The following is a 16,341-nucleotide window of genomic DNA, read 5'->3' as shown; positions in this document are numbered from 1 at the left end:
CACGAACCACGAAAGCCCCGCATGACCGACCTCACCGCCGCCGCCCTCCCCTCCCTCGCGGCGAACGTCTCCGTTCCGACGTACGACAGGTCGGCCGTGCGCTCGCGCATCGTGCACTTCGGGGTCGGCGGCTTCCACCGGGCCCACGAGGCGATGTACCTCGACCGCCTGCTCGAGGCCGGTCACACCGAGTGGGGCCTGTGCGGCGTCGGGGTCCTCCCGTTCGACGCCGCCATGCGCGACACCCTCGAGGCTCAGGACGACCTCTACACCCTCGTCACCACCGCCCCCGACGGCACCTCCGCGGCCCGCGTCATCGGCTCGATCGTCGAGTACCTCTTCGTCCCCGACGATCCCGAAGCCGTCATCGCCAAGCTCGCCGATCCCGACACCGCGATCGTCTCGCTCACGATCACCGAGGGCGGCTACGGCATCGACGACGCGACCGGTGAGTACGCCCCGCGCGACGACGCGACCCTCGCCGACCTCGACGGCTCCGTGCCCCCGCGCAGCGTCATGGGCCTTCTCACCGAGGGTCTTCGACGGCGGCGGGATGCCGGCATCCCGGCGTTCACGGTGATGTCCTGCGACAACATCCAGGGCAACGGGCACGTCGCCCGCGCCGCCCTCGTCGGGTTCGCCCAGCGCGTCGATCCGCAGCTCGCCACGTGGATCGCCCGGAACGTGTCGTTCCCGAACTCGATGGTCGATCGCATCACCCCGGTCACCACCGACGAGACACGCGCCGCGGTCGCCGAGGAGTTCGGCATCCGGGATCGCTGGCCCGTGCGCAGCGAGTCGTTCGAGCAGTGGGTGCTCGAAGACGTCTTTCCGGTCGGTCGCCCGCCGTTCGACGAGGTCGGCGTGCAGTTGGTCGACGACGTCGAGCCCTACGAGCTGATGAAGCTGCGCCTGCTCAACGCCTCGCATCAGGCGATGAGCTACCTCGGGATCCTCTCGGGCGCGCAGTACGTGCACGAGGTCTGCACCGACCCGCTCTTCGTGGGCTTCCTCCGGGGGTACATGCGCGAAGAGGCGATCCCGACGCTCCGGCCCGTCCCCGGTATCGACCTCGACGCCTACTGCGATCAGCTCATCGCCCGCTTCGGCAGTGAAGCGATCCGCGACACCCTCGCACGTCAGGTCGTGGACGGCTCGGACCGTCTGCCAAAGTTCCTGCTGCCCGTCGTGCGCGAACAGCTCGCGTCGGGGGGCCGCATCGATCACGCCGCCCTCGTGCTCGCGGGATGGAGCGTCTTCCTCGAGGGGCGCACCGAGACCGGCGAAGAAACGCCCGCCGTGGACAGCCGTCTCGACGACCTGCGCGCGATCGTGCGCGAAGACCCCGCCGCGCTGCTCGACTACACGCCGGTGTTCGGCGACCTCGGGCAAGAGGCGCGTCTGCGCGAGGCCTACCTCTCGGCGCGCGCGTCGCTGGCCGAGCGCGGAGCCCGCGGAGCCATCGCCGCCCTCACGGCCTGACCAGCACGGCTACCGCTGGGGGTCATGCGCGGGGAAGACCCCGCAAGAACCCGACGATGGCGTCGTGGAACCGCGTGGGATCCTGGTTCGCCTCGTTGCAGTGACCGGTCGCGTCGAAAGCGACGAGCTCGGCCTCCGGATGCCGCTTGACGTACGCCAGCGAGCCGCTGACCGGCACCACGGGGTCGCGCAGGCTGTGCACGATCACCGTGGGCACCTCGGGCGCGGGCCGCGGCCCGTCGACCCAGTTGAGCGCCGGCGCGTCCACCGCCTCGATGAGCCCCAGCGCCCGTGCGCCGAGTCGGCTGCCCAGGATGCGCATCGACGCTCCGGCCACCGAGCGCGGCAGGTGAGCGCCCGCGACCGCGTTCTCGACGACGCGCGTCCAGTCGAGGGCCGGGGCGATGAGCACGAGGCCCGCGACCCGGTCGCGATGCGCCGACTGCTCGAGGGCGAGCATGGCGATCGTCCCGCCCATCGACCACGCCACCAGCACGATCTCGCGAGCGCCCTGCTCGACGGCATAGGTGATCGCGTCATCGACGTCACGCCATTCGCGCGTGCCGAGGGTCGAGGGCAGGGCGTCGGCGGGGGCGCACTCCTCGTCTCCGGCGTACGAGACGACGAGCGACATCCAGCCCGCGTCCGCGGTCGCGGGCGTCGAGCGCAGGGAGCCGTTGCGGCTCGAGCGCAGGCCGTGCACGTGGATGGTCCACCGCCCGTCCGCGCTCTCGCGGTCGCCGATCTCCCACGCCTCGGCGACGCCGCCCCGGCGCAGGGGCACGGACACGTGGCGCGTCGGTCCGACGTCTTCGGGCGCGCCGATGCTCTGCGAGGTCCAGGTGGCCACGGCATCCCCGTCTTCGAGTCCCGCCGGCCGCGACGCGAGCTCGCGCACGACACGGTCCTTATCGATGCGGAGCGGCTCGCCCACGATGACGTGCCGGCCGTCGTCGAGCCACAGCCCGTAGGTCCCCGGTTCGCGGCTCTCGAGCGTGGCGGGTACCGTCACCGTCTCGCCCGCGACGGTGATCGGGGCGTAGACCTTGGGCGCGCGCGGCGCGATCAGGCGGCGGGCGACGTAGCCGGCGAGGGCGGTGTGAGCGACGGCGACGGTCGCGCCGGCGACACCTGCGCCCACCACGAAGGATCGGATCATGAACGGGCTCCCGTGATTCGGCGGGTCAGATGGGTGTCGACGTCGTCGAGCAGGGCGCGCTGCGCGGGAGTCAGCGGGGAAGAGGTGGCGATGGCGTCGTCTTCGACGGCGACGCGCAGCGCGTGCAGGCGCGTGTCGGCAGCGGCATCCGCGGGCAGTCCCGGGAAGGGGTCCACCCCGCGTTCGGTCGCGACCGGTTCGAGCCGAGCGAGCAGGGCCTCTCCGCGGCGCCGGATCCTCGTGCTGGTCCGGGTCGCCACGAAGATCCCGATCACGAACGAGACCACGCCCAGGTAGAACAGCGGATCGAAGAGGGCGCTGACCACGGCGCTGGGCTGGAAGAACCGGGCCAGCGTGAGATCGAGGATCTCGCTGAGGCAGCCGAGCACGATGCCTACGGCCCCGACGCGGAAGAACACACGCGTCCCCGGCAGCGACCCGCGGGCCGAGCGGAACAGCAGGGCTCCCACGAGGGCGATCCCCGCCATGTGGAGCACGCCGTACGCCCACGCGCCCGTGGAGGTGACCGCCGCCTCCTCGAGGAAGAGGAACGAGGAGGGACCGCGCTCGGGCATCGCGAGGAAGAAGACGACAGCGAACAGGATGCCGAGAGAGGCGGGGAACCACCAGCGCAGCGTGCGCAGGCGCGCAGTGACCGGAGCGGTTCCCGCCTGGATGCCCAGCCAGAGCGCCGTCATCGTCAGCACGTTCTGGACGAGCTTGAGGATGTTCGTCCCGCCGAGCAGGCCGTCGAGCATCTCGAGGGGGATCACCGTTCCCTGGGTCAACAGGGCGATCGAGCCGACGAGAGCGGCGAGCCAGGCGATGCGCGCCCGCGGGTGTCGCCCCGCGACGCGCGCCCGCAGGAACACCACGAGCAGCAGCCCCACGAGGGCGGCGTCGATCAGCAGGACGGTCACCACGACGACTCGGCCACCCTCGGCGAGGTGTACAGCAGGCGCGCGATCCGGTGGGCGACGTGCTCGGCGACGAGCTCGGCCTCGAACTCGGGCGTCGACAGCTCCGGGTTGTCGTGGGGCGAGACCGATGAGCGCTGGTGCAGAGCCCCCGAGCAGTGCGCATCGTCGAGAAGGTGTCCCAGTTCGTGGGAGGCGGCGAACTGGCTGTAGACCGCGGCATCCGAGGCTCGCACGTGGATGCTCCCCTCGCGGCGGTCGGCGAAGTAGGTGAGGAACCCCGTCAGCGTCCCCCAGCCCGCGGTGTCGGCTTCGCGCACGATCCGCAGGCGGATGCGCAGAGCCTTCTCGACCGCGTGGACGACCTCGTCGAACGTCGCCCCCGGTGCGAGGGCGGCGCGCTGGAACGCGCGGTCCGCGCGCGCTCGCACGCGAGCGAGCAGTTCTTCCGACTCCGTCACCACCGTCCCCCCTTACGGCTGCTCATGTCGCGAGTGGCCTGCCCCTCAGGGACTGGGCGATAGCGCGCAGGGCGTCGGGCGACATCTCCCCGAGGGCCCGGAACTGGATGCTGCTGGCGCCCGCCTCGCGCATCGCGTCGCGCAACTCGAGCTCGGCGTCGGTGCGATCGGTCACCGCGTCGTCGGTGTAGTCGGTGAGGTACTCGGTGGGGACGTCGGCCCAGTGGGTGATCAAGCGGAGGACCTCCTCGTCGAGCACGACCGTGTTGGTGGCCGCGGCCAGGAGGGCTCGCGCACTCTCGGCGGCCGCGGGGTCGATTCCGTCGAGGTGGTCGACGAGGTCGCTCTCCCGTGCCGCCTGGCTCTCGATCAACCGACGCACGCGCGCGGCGAGGGGAGCGGCGGGAACCCGCATCTCGATCCGGGGAGCCGCTTCGGGGTTCGCGACCTCTTCGGGTGAGACCCCGAGCGCTGCGGCGAGGGCCTCGATGTCGTTGGTGTTGTACGGCAACGAGAAGCCGGCACGCGACTGGTAGTAGCTCTTCGTCATTCCGGCGCGACTGAGCAGCTCGCCCACCGTCAGGCCTTTCACCCGACGCAGGCGATCCACATTCGCCACCACTCGCCGGGAGTACCGGGAGGGTGGTCCGACAGCGCCGCGACCCACATCTCGATCGTAGACGTCCGCGCCGATCGGAGAAGGCCGTATTTACGAGCGAAGTCCGGGTGCTAATTACGGCGCGCGTGTGCTTGTATGGGTGGAGACCGCGCGCGGGCATCCGTGGGGGAAACCCCGTGCGTGAGCGGCCGGGAGAGGCTTCCCGGGCCGCCGGCGGCGGGCGCGGCGCCATTGGGGGGCGCCGCGCCCGTCCGCTCCCCGCGGTCAGGCGATACGCCGCTCCCCCGGCCGGATGACCCGCCACCACCGGTGCCCGTACCCGCCGAGCGACACCTCGAAAGAATCGCCGTCGAGGGTCTCGGCACCGCTCGCGTCGTCGAGCAGATTCACGACGCTCCAGCCCTCGGCATCCGCCCCCTCGATGCGCAGACGGAACGTCCGGCCGTCCGGAGCCAAGTTGTGCGCGGCGACGAGCATGCCCAGCTCGCTCGTGACCGAGTGCGCCAGCACGCACGCGTGGGGTTGATCCAGGATGCCGAGCTCTCCCCACCCGATCTCGGGCGAGGCGCGGTAGTGCCGCACGAGGTTCTGCACGAAGCGGAGCATCGAGTCGGGGTCGTGCCGCTGCTGCGCCACGTTCACGTGCTCGGGGCCGAAGCCTCCCGGCACGATGTCGGCGACCAGCTCATCGGCCGTCGAGAACCCGGCGTCGGCAGCGCCCGTCCACTGCATCGGCGTGCGCACGGCCGCGCGGCTCCCCTCGATCCGCGGGTTCTCGCCCATCCCGATCTCCTCGCCGTAGTAGAGCACGGGGGCTCCGGGCAGCGAGAACATGAGGCTGTAGACCATGCGGATGCGCCGCGGGTCGCCTTCGAGCATCGACGGCAGGCGGCGGGTGATCCCCCGGCCGTGGATGCGTTGGCCCTCCTCCGGGGCGAACGCGGCGAACACCTCCTCGCGCTCGGATGCGCTGAGTTGGTCCAGGGTCAGTTCGTCATGATTTCGGACGAAATTGCCCCACTGATTTCCCCGCGCGATCGCGGGCCGCGAGGTGATCGCCTCGCGCAGGGGCGCGGCATCCTGTCGCGCGAGGGCGAGGTAGAGGCGCTGATTGGCGACGAAGTCGAACTGCATCGTGAGCTCATCGCCGTCGGCATCGCCGAAGAAGCGCGTCTGCTGGTCGTAGGGGAGGTTGACCTCGCCCAGCAGCATCGCGTGGCCGCGGCGACGCGAGACGTACCCGCGCAGTTCGCGGAGGAACTCGTGCTCGGGGCCGTCGTCGCCGTCGATGAGGAAGGGCACGGCATCCACCCGGAAGCCGTCGATTCCGAGCTCGAGCCAGAACCCGATCGCCTTGGCGATCTCTTCCCGCACCTCGGGGTGATCGGTCGCGAGATCCGGTTGGTGCCGATAGAAGGAGTGCTTGTAGTACTGCCCCGCGGTCTCGTCGAAGAACCAGACGCCGTCCTCGACGTCGGGGAACATGCTGGCGGGAGCGTCCTCCGGCTCGTCGTCGCGCCACTGGTAGAAGTGGCGGTAGCGACTGTCGGGGCTCGTGCGGGCCTCCTGGAACCACGGGTGCTGATCCGACGTGTGATTCACCACGAGGTCGACGATCACGCGCATCCCGCGGTCGTGAGCGGTGCGCAGCACCTCGACCATGTCGCCGAGGGAGCCGTAACGCGGATCCACGCCGTAGTAGTCCTCGATGTCGTATCCGTTGTCGCGCTGCGGCGAGGGATAGAACGGGGCGAGCCAGAGGCACGTGACGCCGAGCTCGGCGAGATGATCGAGGCGCTGAGCGAGACCGCGCAGATCGCCGACACCGTCGCCGTCGGCATCGAGGTAGGTCTTGACGTCGAGGTTGTAGAAGACGGCGGTCTTCCACCACAGATCGCTGGTGTCGGTGAGCCTCACGATGACACCCCCGTCCGGGCGTCCGTCTGGCAGGGGAGGTCGGGGAAGGTCGTCATCGGAGCCCTCTTCTCGGGAGCGGTGGCGTCGGTGACTCCCTTTCCTACCGTCCGCACCTGATCGCGAGCGCCCTCTTGCCCCGGCTGGCCTCGCCGTGCTGCTCTCGCGCGAGTCGCCGGAGTCCGTCGCCGGGGCACCGCCGGTAGCGACCCGGTCCGGCGGCTCGCGCGCGGATGAGGTCAGAGGCCGCAGGACTCCCGCTCGACGAGCGAGACGTCGATGACGGTCAGCTCGTCGAGGCCCAGACCGGCATCGGGCTGCAGGCGCGCGAAGACCCGTTCCGCCGCGAGCGCTCCGATACGCCGCGGGTCCTGGTCGACGACCGTGACCGAGGGGGTCAGGGTGTCGGCCATCGGGAAGTCGCCGAACCCGACGAAGGGCAGGGTCTGCCCCCGCAGCACGTGCGCGAGGGCCATCGACGAGCGCGCGTTGGCCGAGAACACGGCGGTGGGCGGGTCGGCGAGAGCGCGCAGGCGTTCGAGGGCGGATGCCGCGGACTCGCGGTCCGAGACCTGGGAGGCGATCAGCTGCCCATCGACGTCGACCCCGGCCTCGCGCAGCGCCCGCCGCCAGCCCTCGACGCGCTTGGTCTCGGTCGAGAGGTGCACCATGTCGCCCAGGTAGGCGATGCGGCGATGGCCGTGGGAGAGAAGGTGGGTGGTGGCCAGGTGCGCCCCGGCCTCGTCGTTCTCGGTGAACGTGTCGGTCAGCAGGCCCACGGGGGCGCGGTCGACGAAGACGATGGGCGTGTGTCCGCGCCAGCGCTCGAGCCACGAGTGGTCGGTGCCGACCGGCGCGATCACGAGGCCGGTGAGCTGTCGGCCGAGGAGCGACTCCAGGGCGGGGCGCTCGTCGGCGGGGTCTTCGCCGAGGCTGGTGACGAGGGTGGACAGGCCCCGACGCCGGGCGGCGTCCTCGACCGAACGCGCGATCGCCGCGAAGAACGGGTCGACGACGTCGGGGACGGCCACACCGATGACCGAGGCGCGTCCCGCGCGGAAGGTCGTCGCGAGTGCGTTGGGAACGTAGTTGAGCTCGCGCATCGCGGCCTCGACGAGCGCGCGCGTATCCGGGAGCACGTGGGGGTCGTCGTTGAAGACGCGCGACACGGTCTTCGTGCTCACCCCGGCGCGCAGGGCGACATCGCGCATCGTGGTCACGAGGCACCTCCGAGGAGCGGGCGAGTGGGGGCTTCGACGTGCAACCCTATCCGTCGACGAGACGAACCCACCCGCCCGGGGCGGCGACGACGCTTCCCCGCGTGCACCCGCGGCGAGCGCACGCCGCCCCGGGCGGGCGTGGTCATGTCAGCGACCGTCGACGGCGTCGGCGAGCTCGCGCAGACGCGGCAGAGCGCGGCCCGAGAGCAGCTCTTCGCGGCGATCGGCGTCGATCGAGAGGCTGTCCTTCCACAGCGACCGACCGGCCATCGCGCCCGAGGCGCCGTTCGCGACCGCCGTGCGCACCTGCTCGATGAAGGTCTCGTGGTCGACGCCGGCCGACAGCACGGCCCACGGCACACCCTGAGCCACCTCGGTCACGCGGGCGCTCGCCTCGGCGGAACCGGGGTACTGCAGCTTCAGGATCTTGGCGCCGCACGCGACGGCGAGAGCGGCCCCGTCGACGACGAGGTCGGCGAACTTCGCCTTGTACTCCTCGTCGCTCTCGTCTTCGAGCTGGTAGGTCAGCAGTTCGACGATCAGCAGCAGACCCTCGGCCTCGCACGCCTGCACAAGGTCGCGGATCTCGTGGGCGACGCGGGAGTCGGCATCCTGCTTGTCGGGGCGGGTGTACCAGAGCATCTTGGCGACATCGGCACCCTGCTCGCGGATCGAGTGCGGGGTGGCTCCGGGAACGTAACGCGTGTACTTGAGGCCGTCGACGGTCTCGGCACCCGAGGCGTCGAGGCCGACGACGAGGGCGGTGTCGCGAGCGAGCACACCGTCGTCGACGATCTGCGGCAGCGCGACCTCGGGGTCGAGCAGGATCGCCGGCGCGTGGTTGGCGAGGTGACGGACGAGGTCGGCCTTCACTTCGGCGAGTTCGTCGCGCGAGATCGCGTCGGAGCCGTTCGGGGCGTCCTTGATGGCGGCCTTCATGCCGTTGCGCTGGTCGGCGGCGACGATGAGCATGTGGCCGTCGGGGGTGCTGATCGACTGGAGCGCGCGGCGCTCGAGCGTGGTGAGTTCGTTCATGATCTCTCTTCTCTGGGGTCTGTTCACGCCGGTCGGCGCGGGTGGTCTGTTCGCGCGTCCGATCGGGACGGGCGCGGCGGGGTGGACGTCAGGAGGGGACGGATGCCGAGACGAGGCGCCGCGCCATGTCGGCGGCCCCCCACGCGACGTCCTGCTCGCGGGTGGACAGGGACGGGTTCGGGAGCACCTCGGCGCGGGCGCGGCGGACGGAGGCCATTCCCGCCCACCCCCCGGTGAGGGTGGAGTGGGTGGCGGGAGCCACCTCGCGGTCCATCGCCGCGATGAGCTCGGCGACCTCGGCGTTGCTGTGGCGCAGCGCCGCCCCGAAGATCTCGGCGGGCGATGCCTCGGCGTGCAGGGTCAGGCGCAGGACCCCGTCGTCGTTACGCGCCCCGGAGACCTCGATCGCCCCCGCGGGTAGGTCACCCTCGACGGGCAGGGCCATCACCGCCGCGTCGAGGGCGTCACGACCGGCGCGGTCGCTGATGCCGGCAGCGTGCAAGACGCGGCGCAGCAGCAGCCCCGTCTTCACGCCCGCGACCAGCACGTGCTGGCCGGGCACCACGTGGCGCACCTCGTTGATGAGGGCGTCCGCGAGCCGCTGCCGCGCGGCGAAGCCCAGGGGCTCGTCCAGCACGCGCAGCAGCACCTCGGCCGTGCCGAGCGAGACGTGGTAGCCGTCGGCATCCAGCGTTCCGTTGGCTTGAGCGGCGACGAGGTGGTCGTGGCCCGCGACGGTGAGCGCGGCGCCCGCCACGCGAGGACCGAAGGCTCCGGATGCCGTTCCCCACGGCAATCCGCCCCCGCGCAGCGGCGGCAGGAGCTCGGCGGTGACGCCCAGGGCGTCGAGCATCGCCGGCCAGGCGGCGCCGGAGTCCTGGTCGATGAGGCCGGTGCGCGAGGCGAGGGAGAGCTCGAGGGCGATGTCGCCACCGAGGGCCGCGACGACGAACTCGGGCAGGTCGAGCCACCGCAGCCCCGTGAGGACGGTGCCCTGGTCGCGGAGCCAGGCGAGCTTGGCGACACTCACCTGCGCGCCGAGGGGGAGGCCCGTGCGCCCGGCGAACTCTTCGCGCACCACGCTCGGGAAGGCGGCGATCTGCTCGAGCCCGCGCGGGTCGAACCATGCGAAGCCGGGCGCGGCGGCGCGACCCTCGGCGTCGATGAGGATGCCGGTCTCCCCCATGCCGGCGACGGCGAGCGAGGTCAGCGCGGCGGAGGTGATCGACGTGAGGTCTGCGTCGATCAGGTCGATCAGCGATTGGACGGCACGGAGGAGGTCGTCGGCGTCGATGTCGGTCGTTCCACCTTCGCCGACGCGCCACGGGGTCGGCACCTGCGCGCCCGCGATCTCGACGCCCTCGTCGTCGATGACGAGCATCTTGATCGCGGTGCTGCCGAGGTCGAGTCCGCCGTGCAGGCGCGTCGGCACCGCATTCATGTCACCGGTGTCTCGCATAAGCGGCCGTCCTCTCCGGAACTTTCCCGAGTCCCGGAATTCCAAGCATGACACCGGTGACTTGCTACGTCTATGGTGGGGGTATGCCGTCACCGTGTCAAATACCCGATCCGCTCGCCGTCGTCGTCGCCGGAACCGCCGGCAGCGGCAAGAGCACGCTCGGCCGGGCGATCGCCGAGACCCTTCGTGCGCCCCTCATCGACCTCGACAGCGTCACGACGCCCCTGCTCGACGCCCTCCCCGCCGAGGCCCTGGGTGGCGGGCACTGGCTCACCTCCCCTCACGCCCCGGCCATCCGCGCCGGGCGTTACGGGGCCCTGCGCGCCACCGCCGCCGACGCGCTGTCGACCGCGGGCCGCGTCGTGCTCGTCGCGCCCTTCACCGCCGAGCTCGCCGGGGGCGCCGAATGGGAGGCGCTGGTCGCCGCCCTCGCCCCCGCCGAGCCGCACGTCGTGCACGTCGACGGAGACCCCGCGGTGCTGGCATCCCGTCGTTCCTCCCGGGGAGCATCGCGCGACGCGCACCGTCCCGACACCCCGCCGGTCGCCCCGGCGGTGTCCGTGACCGCCGTCGACGCCGAGCTCTCGACGGCTCAGCAGCTCGCCCGCGTGCTTCCGGCCCTGGGGATTCGACGCCCGGTCGACGTGGACGCCCAGGTGTTCACGCGGGAGTTCGACGCCGTGCTGTTCGACCTGGACGGGACGCTCGTCGACTCCACGGCATCCGTCGTCCGCTCGTGGCGCCGTTTCGCCGAGCACTTCGGCGTGTCGATGGAGGCGCTGCACGCCAACCACGGCCAGCCCGCGCGCACGCTCGTGAGCCTGCTGCTCCCCCCCGAGCGGGGGGCCGAGGCCATAGCCCACGTCACCGACCTCGAGGTGGCGGATGCCGTGGACCTCGCGCCGATCCGCGGGGCTGCGGACTTCTTCGCGTCGGTCCCCGCCGAGCGCCGGGCGATCGTCACGTCGGGGTCGGTGCCGATCGCGACCGCGCGCCTGGCGGCGGCCGGTTACGAGCGGCCCGCGGTGTTCGTCACCGTCGACGACGTGGTCAACGGCAAGCCGGACCCCGAACCGTTCCTGCTCGCGGCCGAACGCCTCGGCTTCGACCCCTCACGCTGCCTCGTCGTCGAGGACGCCCCCGCCGGCATCGCCGCGGCGCGGGCTGCGGGGTGCGCGGTGGTGGCGGTGACCGGCACCACGGCCGAGGAGGAGCTGGCGGCCGACCTCGTCGTGGACGGATTGGATGCCGTGCGGCTCGAGGCCACGGCATCCGGGGCGCTGCGCTTGTCTCCGGCCTGACCCCTCCGCGGGAGCCCCTCGCGCGAGGCGCCAGAATCTGTCGCTTCACGCCACCTCCAGGCGACACATTTTGGCGCCTCACGCGGGGGGTCAGCGCGTCGCCCGCTCCAGCAGCTCCAGCACGTGCACGTACTGCTCCCCCGTCGCCTTGGTCATCCCCAGCTCGCACGTGCGATTGCACGAGGCGAAGGCATCCGCACCCCACCCGGCGACCTCCGCGGCCTCGGGGGCCGTCGCGGCCTCGGTCAGCTCCGGGTGCAGCATCCCGCGGTCGCCGGCGTAGGCGCAGCAGCCCCACGCGTCGGGGACGCGCACCTCGGCGGCCACGGCCTCGCCTACCGCCCGCAGCGCCGGGTCGATCCCCAGCTGCGTCGACGAGCACGTCGGGTGCAGCGCCAGCAGCTCGGCCACCGGCGTCGGGGTGAGGCGGGGAAGGAGAGCGGACGCCGCGAAGGCCACGGCATCCAGGACCTCCACGCCCTCCTCCCGCAGGGTGGCGGCGAAGCCCTCGGTGCAGCTCGACGCGTCGCACACCACGGGGAGCGCTCCGTCGCGCGACGCCGCACGCACGGCCGCTCGCACCCGAGCCGTCATCGTCGCGTGCCCCTTCGCGTACCCCTTCGACGACCACGGGGTGCCGCAGCAGAGCGCATCGATCCCCTCGGGGACGAGGGCCGAGACCCCCGCGCGCTCGAGCAGCCGCACGAAGGCCGCGGTCGCTCCGATGCCGTCCGCCGGGCCGAACATGCTCCCGACGCAGGCCGGGAGGAACACCGCGACCGGCTCGACCCCGGCAGCCCCCACGCGGGGGCCCAAAGACTTCCGCGACGCTCCGCCCGCCGGAAGCTCCGCCGAATACCGCGGCACGGTATCCGTTCCGAGCACCGCGCGGGCGGCATCCGTCACCGTCCTCACCACCGGCGTCGGCGCCGCCGACGCCAGGGTCAGCGCCACCGACCCCGCCCGCGTCACCGCGCTCCAGCCCGTCGCCGCAGCCGACCACCCGGCAGCGAGCACCGGGTTGGCGTCCTCGCGACGGAAGCGCTTCATCAACGTCCCCGTGTTGATGAGCACGGGGCACGCGGTCTGGCACATGCCGTCGACCGCGCACGTCTGCACGCCGTCGTAGTCGTAGTCCTTCTCGAGCGCGGCGACGAGCGCGTCATCGCCCCGCTCGCGCGCGGCGGTCGAGGCGCGCCGCACGACGATGCGCTGGCGCGGGGTCAGGGTGATCGATCGACTCGGGCACACCGGCTCGCAGTATCCGCACTCGACGCACCGGTCGGCCTCGGGCTCGATCGACACCGGGGTCTTCAGGTGGCGCATGTGCGCCCCGGGGTCGTCGTCGATGATGACGCCCGGGTTCAGGATGCCGCTCGGATCGAGCAACCTCTTCAGCTCGACCATCACGTCGTACAGCTCGTCGCCGTACTGCCGGCGCACGTACGGCGCCATCGCGCGACCCGTGCCGTGCTCGGCCTTGAGGTTGCCCCCGGCGCCCAGCACGAGGTCGACCATCGCGTCGGTGAACCCTTCGAACCGGCCGAGCGCCTTCGCGCCCTCGAACCGGTCGGTGAGCATGAAGTGGATGTTGCCGTCCTTGGCGTGGCCGAAGATGACGCTGTCGTCGTAGCCGTATCGCGCGAACAGCTCCTGCAGGCCCTCGCAGGTGTCGGCGAGGCGCTCGACCGGCACGACGACGTCTTCGAGCAGCGCCGTCGTCCCGCTCGGCCGGGCCCCGGCGACCGAGGCGTACAGGCCCTTGCGGAAGGTCCAGGCCGCACCCCGCTGCACGGGATCGCTCGAGAAGACGGCCGGGTCGAGCAGCGGTTGCCCGCCGAGCACGCGGGAGCCCGCCTCCGCGAGCGCGCGCAGGGAGTCGGGGTCGTCGGCGTGATATTCCACCAGCAGCGCCGCCTGGGTCGTCGCTTCGAAGCCGTGGATCGCGGCGGGGGTCCCCGCTAGACGCTGTCCAACGCGCAAGGACGTGGCATCCATCAGCTCCAGCGTCGCAGCCCCCGTTGCCACGAGCGCCGGCAGCGAGCGGGTCGCCGCATCGAGCGTCGGGAACACCGCGAGGGTCGTGGCGATCGCGGGGCGGATCGGCACGGTGCGGAAGGTCGCCTCGGCGACGAAGGCGAGGGTCCCCTCCGACCCCACGACGAGGTGCGCGAGCAGGGCCGCCGGGGTGTCGAAGTCGAGGAAGGCGTTGAGGGCGTAGCCCATCGTGTTCTTCATCGCGAACTGCCGCTCGATGAGGGCGACGCTCGCCGGGTCGCTCACGACGCGTTCGCGCAACCGCAGCAGCCCCTCGACGAGGGCGGGTTCGCGATCGCGCAGCAACGCGTCGGCATCGGGGGCCGCGGTGTCGACGACGGTCCCGGATGCCAGCACGAGGACGAGTCCGTCGAGGGTGCGGTACGAGTTCTCGACGATGCCGCACGCCATGCCGCTGGAGTTGTTCGCGACGACCCCGCCGATGGTGCACGCGGCCTCGCTCGCCGGGTCGGGTCCGAGCCGGTGGCCGTGTCTCAGGAGGCGCGCGTTCACCTGACGCACGGTCGCTCCGGGCTGGGAGCGCACGCGCCGGCCGTCGTCGAGCACGTCGATGCGACCGAAACCCTGCCGCACGTCGACGAGCATGCCCGCGCCCGACGACTGTCCCGACAAGCTCGTGCCGCCGGAGCGGAAGGTCACGGGGGTTCCCGACGCCGTGGCCCCGCGCAGGATCGCGCCGACCTCGGCCGCGTCGGCGGCGACGACGACGGCGTCGGGCGTGAGCAGATAGTGCGAGGCGTCGTTGGCATAGGCGACGCGGTCGATCGCGCGGGTGCGGATGCGCGAGACGTCGGCCACGGCCGCGGCGATCTCGGGCGCGACGAGGGTCATGCCTCCCCCTCCGGCGTGAGGGGCCGCTCGAGGTTCGGCGCGGTGTCGACGAGGGCCCGGATGCCGTGCGGCGGCCCCGCGACGAGCGTCGAGGCATGCGCGACGGCGTGCGCTCCCCACTCCGCGGCGGAGGCGGCGGCCACGGCGAGGGGGTCGGCGCCGGCGGCGGTGGCGGCGGCTTCGCGCGTGAGGCCGAGGAGGAAGCCCGCGAGAGCGGCATCGCCCGCTCCGGCGGTGTTCGCGACGTAGGGGGCCTCGGCCCGCGCGAAGACCGCGCGGTCGGCCGTCACGGCGACGAGCCCGTCGGCGCCGAGGCTCGCGAGCACCGTGCCGACGCCCCGCGCGACGATCTCGCGGGCGGCGTCGACGACCGCGCCGAGGGTCGCGAGGGGGCGTCCCACCGCGGCGGACAACTCGTCGGCGTTCGGGGTGAGCAGGTCGATCCCGCTCGGGTCGGCGAGCAGCGCGTCGAGCGCCGTCCCGCTCGTGTCGACGGCCACCCGCGCGCCGTGCTCCCTCGCGACCGCGCGTACGGCCGTCAGGTCGACCAGGGCCCCGGTGCCCGCGAGCTCCGGAAGGCTTCCGGAGATGACGAGCCAGGGGGCGGTGCGGGCCGCGAGCTCGTCGCGCAGCGCCGCGAGGGTGGCATCCCACGCCTCCGACGACAGGGGCGGGGTGGGGGCGTTGACCTTGGTGGTGGTGCCCTCGGCGTCGATGATCGAGGTGTTCACGCGCGTAGCCCCGGGGACCTCGACGATGCGCAGCAGAGGAGCGGTGAGTCCGCAGCGGGCGAAGCGCACGTCGTCGGCGCCGAGGACGACGACCGCGGCGGTATACGCCCCGCCCGCGGCGAGGGCGACCGAGACGTTGACGCCCTTGCCGCTGACCTCGCGCGTGTAGCTGTCGGCGCGCGCGAAGGTGCCGCGGCGCAGAGTTCCGACGCGGTAGGTGGCGTCGATCGCTCCCGCGGCGGTCAGGGTGACGACGCCGGTCATGCGCGGGCTCCGTTCGTACCCGCCGCGACAACGCCGTGCCCGTTCGCGTCGCCCCGCCCGGTGATGACGTCGAGCAACCGATGCACCTCCGCGGCGACCGCCGCGCGGCCCGGGGCGAGCCAGCGGCGGGGGTCGATGGCATCCGGGTCCCGTCCGAGTTCGTCGCGAACCGCCGCGGTCAGCACGGTGTTGAGGTGCGTGCCGATGTTGATCTTTCGCATGCCCGCGCGCACGGCTCCATCGATACCGGCATCGGCGACGCCGCTCGAGCCGTGCAGCACGAGGGGAATGCGCAATTCCGCGGCGAGTCGGGCGATGAGGTCCTCGTCGAGGGTCGCGCTGCGCTCGCGCATCGCGTGCTCGCTGCCGACCGCGACGGCCAGGGCATCGACGCCCGTGGCCTCGACGAAGCGCGCGGCCTCGGCGACATCGGTCCGCACGCCCGGGGCATGAGCGCCCTTGCCGCCGATCTCGCCGAGCTCGGCCTCGACCCAGGCTCCCGCGGCGTGCACACGCGCGGCGACGGCGGCGGTGCGCTCGAGGTTCTCGGCATCCGTCAGGTGAGCGGCGTCGAACATGACCGAGCGGATGCCGACGGCCAGAGCGGCGTCGACGAGCGACTCGTCGGTGGCATGGTCGAGGTGCACGACGACGTCGACCCGCGCGGCCTCGGCCAGGCGGAGGGCGGCGGATGCGGCCGGGGCGACCCCGCCGTGGAACGCGATGGCGTTCTGCGACAGCTGCAGGATCACACCTGCCTCGGCGGCCTCGGCCCCCGCGACGATGGCCTCGGCGACCTCGAGGGTGATGAAGTTGAAGGCCCCGACCGCGCGATGCGCGGCGAGCAGTTCGGGCATGTCGGCCAGCGGCACGGCGGTCCTTTCGGAGCA

The 16,341-nt window shown here is 72.4% G+C and carries 13 protein-coding genes; 2 read left to right on the top strand and 11 right to left on the bottom strand.

Annotation, left to right across the window (positions count from 1 at the left end):
* The coding region (locus tag F9B98_RS15735; RefSeq protein WP_318527715.1) for a mannitol dehydrogenase family protein at nucleotides 1-1,482 on the top strand (1,482 nt) is incomplete at its 5' end.
* A 22-nt stretch (nucleotides 1,483-1,504) separates the two neighbouring features.
* On the opposite strand, the gene F9B98_RS15730 is transcribed toward F9B98_RS15735, so the two are convergent.
* The 8 genes from F9B98_RS15730 to F9B98_RS15695 form a co-directional block, all read right to left on the bottom strand.
* Nucleotides 1,505-2,641 carry an alpha/beta hydrolase family protein gene (locus tag F9B98_RS15730; protein WP_150959168.1) on the bottom strand — a complete coding sequence of 379 codons (1,137 nt, stop codon included), beginning with the start codon at nucleotides 2,639-2,641 and terminating at the stop codon, nucleotides 1,505-1,507.
* A complete protein-coding gene (locus tag F9B98_RS15725; protein WP_150959167.1) occupies nucleotides 2,638-3,561 on the bottom strand; it encodes a hypothetical protein in 924 nt (307 codons plus the stop codon). The genes F9B98_RS15730 and F9B98_RS15725 overlap by 4 nt, the downstream gene beginning before the upstream one ends.
* Nucleotides 3,558-4,022: a hypothetical protein gene (locus F9B98_RS15720; protein ID WP_150959166.1), complete on the bottom strand. Its 465-nt coding sequence runs from the start codon at nucleotides 4,020-4,022 to the stop codon at nucleotides 3,558-3,560. Before F9B98_RS15720 ends, F9B98_RS15725 begins: the two co-directional genes overlap by 4 nt.
* A gap of 19 nt (nucleotides 4,023-4,041) precedes the next feature.
* Nucleotides 4,042-4,611, bottom strand: coding sequence for a hypothetical protein (locus F9B98_RS15715; protein WP_150959165.1), 570 nt, complete (start codon nucleotides 4,609-4,611; stop codon nucleotides 4,042-4,044).
* Between the two features lie 291 nt (nucleotides 4,612-4,902).
* Nucleotides 4,903-6,555 carry an alpha-amylase family protein gene (locus tag F9B98_RS15710; RefSeq protein ID WP_150959164.1) on the bottom strand — a complete coding sequence of 551 codons (1,653 nt, stop codon included), beginning with the start codon at nucleotides 6,553-6,555 and terminating at the stop codon, nucleotides 4,903-4,905.
* A gap of 236 nt (nucleotides 6,556-6,791) precedes the next feature.
* On the bottom strand, nucleotides 6,792-7,763 hold the full coding sequence (locus tag F9B98_RS15705) for a LacI family DNA-binding transcriptional regulator (protein ID WP_150959171.1): 972 nt from the start codon (nucleotides 7,761-7,763) through the stop codon (nucleotides 6,792-6,794).
* Between the two features lie 156 nt (nucleotides 7,764-7,919).
* Entirely contained in the window at nucleotides 7,920-8,807 is an 888-nt protein-coding gene (locus F9B98_RS15700) for a tagatose-bisphosphate aldolase (protein ID WP_150959163.1), read from the bottom strand.
* A gap of 88 nt (nucleotides 8,808-8,895) precedes the next feature.
* Complete coding sequence (locus F9B98_RS15695; protein ID WP_150959162.1) at nucleotides 8,896-10,248, bottom strand: FGGY family carbohydrate kinase; 1,353 nt, start codon at nucleotides 10,246-10,248, stop codon at nucleotides 8,896-8,898.
* Between the two features lie 101 nt (nucleotides 10,249-10,349).
* Between F9B98_RS15695 and F9B98_RS15690 the strand changes: the two genes are divergently transcribed.
* Entirely contained in the window at nucleotides 10,350-11,567 is a 1,218-nt protein-coding gene (locus tag F9B98_RS15690; RefSeq protein WP_191966911.1) for an HAD-IA family hydrolase, read from the top strand.
* A 90-nt stretch (nucleotides 11,568-11,657) separates the two neighbouring features.
* Here the strand turns inward: F9B98_RS15690 and F9B98_RS15685 are convergent, their stop codons facing one another.
* From F9B98_RS15685 to F9B98_RS15675, 3 genes are read right to left on the bottom strand one after another with little or no spacing between them, the layout of a single operon-like run.
* The gene (locus tag F9B98_RS15685; protein WP_150959160.1) at nucleotides 11,658-14,456 is read right to left on the bottom strand and encodes an FAD-binding and (Fe-S)-binding domain-containing protein; all 2,799 of its coding nucleotides are present in this window, start codon (nucleotides 14,454-14,456) and stop codon (nucleotides 11,658-11,660) included.
* A complete protein-coding gene (locus F9B98_RS15680; RefSeq protein ID WP_150959159.1) occupies nucleotides 14,453-15,451 on the bottom strand; it encodes a 1-phosphofructokinase family hexose kinase in 999 nt (332 codons plus the stop codon). Before F9B98_RS15680 ends, F9B98_RS15685 begins: the two co-directional genes overlap by 4 nt.
* On the bottom strand, nucleotides 15,448-16,308 hold the full coding sequence (locus F9B98_RS15675) for a class II fructose-bisphosphate aldolase (protein WP_150959170.1): 861 nt from the start codon (nucleotides 16,306-16,308) through the stop codon (nucleotides 15,448-15,450). Before F9B98_RS15675 ends, F9B98_RS15680 begins: the two co-directional genes overlap by 4 nt.
* Between the last annotated feature and the right edge of the window lie 33 nt (nucleotides 16,309-16,341).

Source organism: Microbacterium testaceum StLB037, from assembly GCF_008763945.1.
Taxonomy (GTDB): Bacteria; Actinomycetota; Actinomycetes; order Actinomycetales; family Microbacteriaceae; genus Microbacterium; species Microbacterium testaceum_G.
The sequence above is the reverse complement of the archived record's forward strand: the minus strand, read 5'-3'. Positions and strand labels throughout refer to the sequence as shown.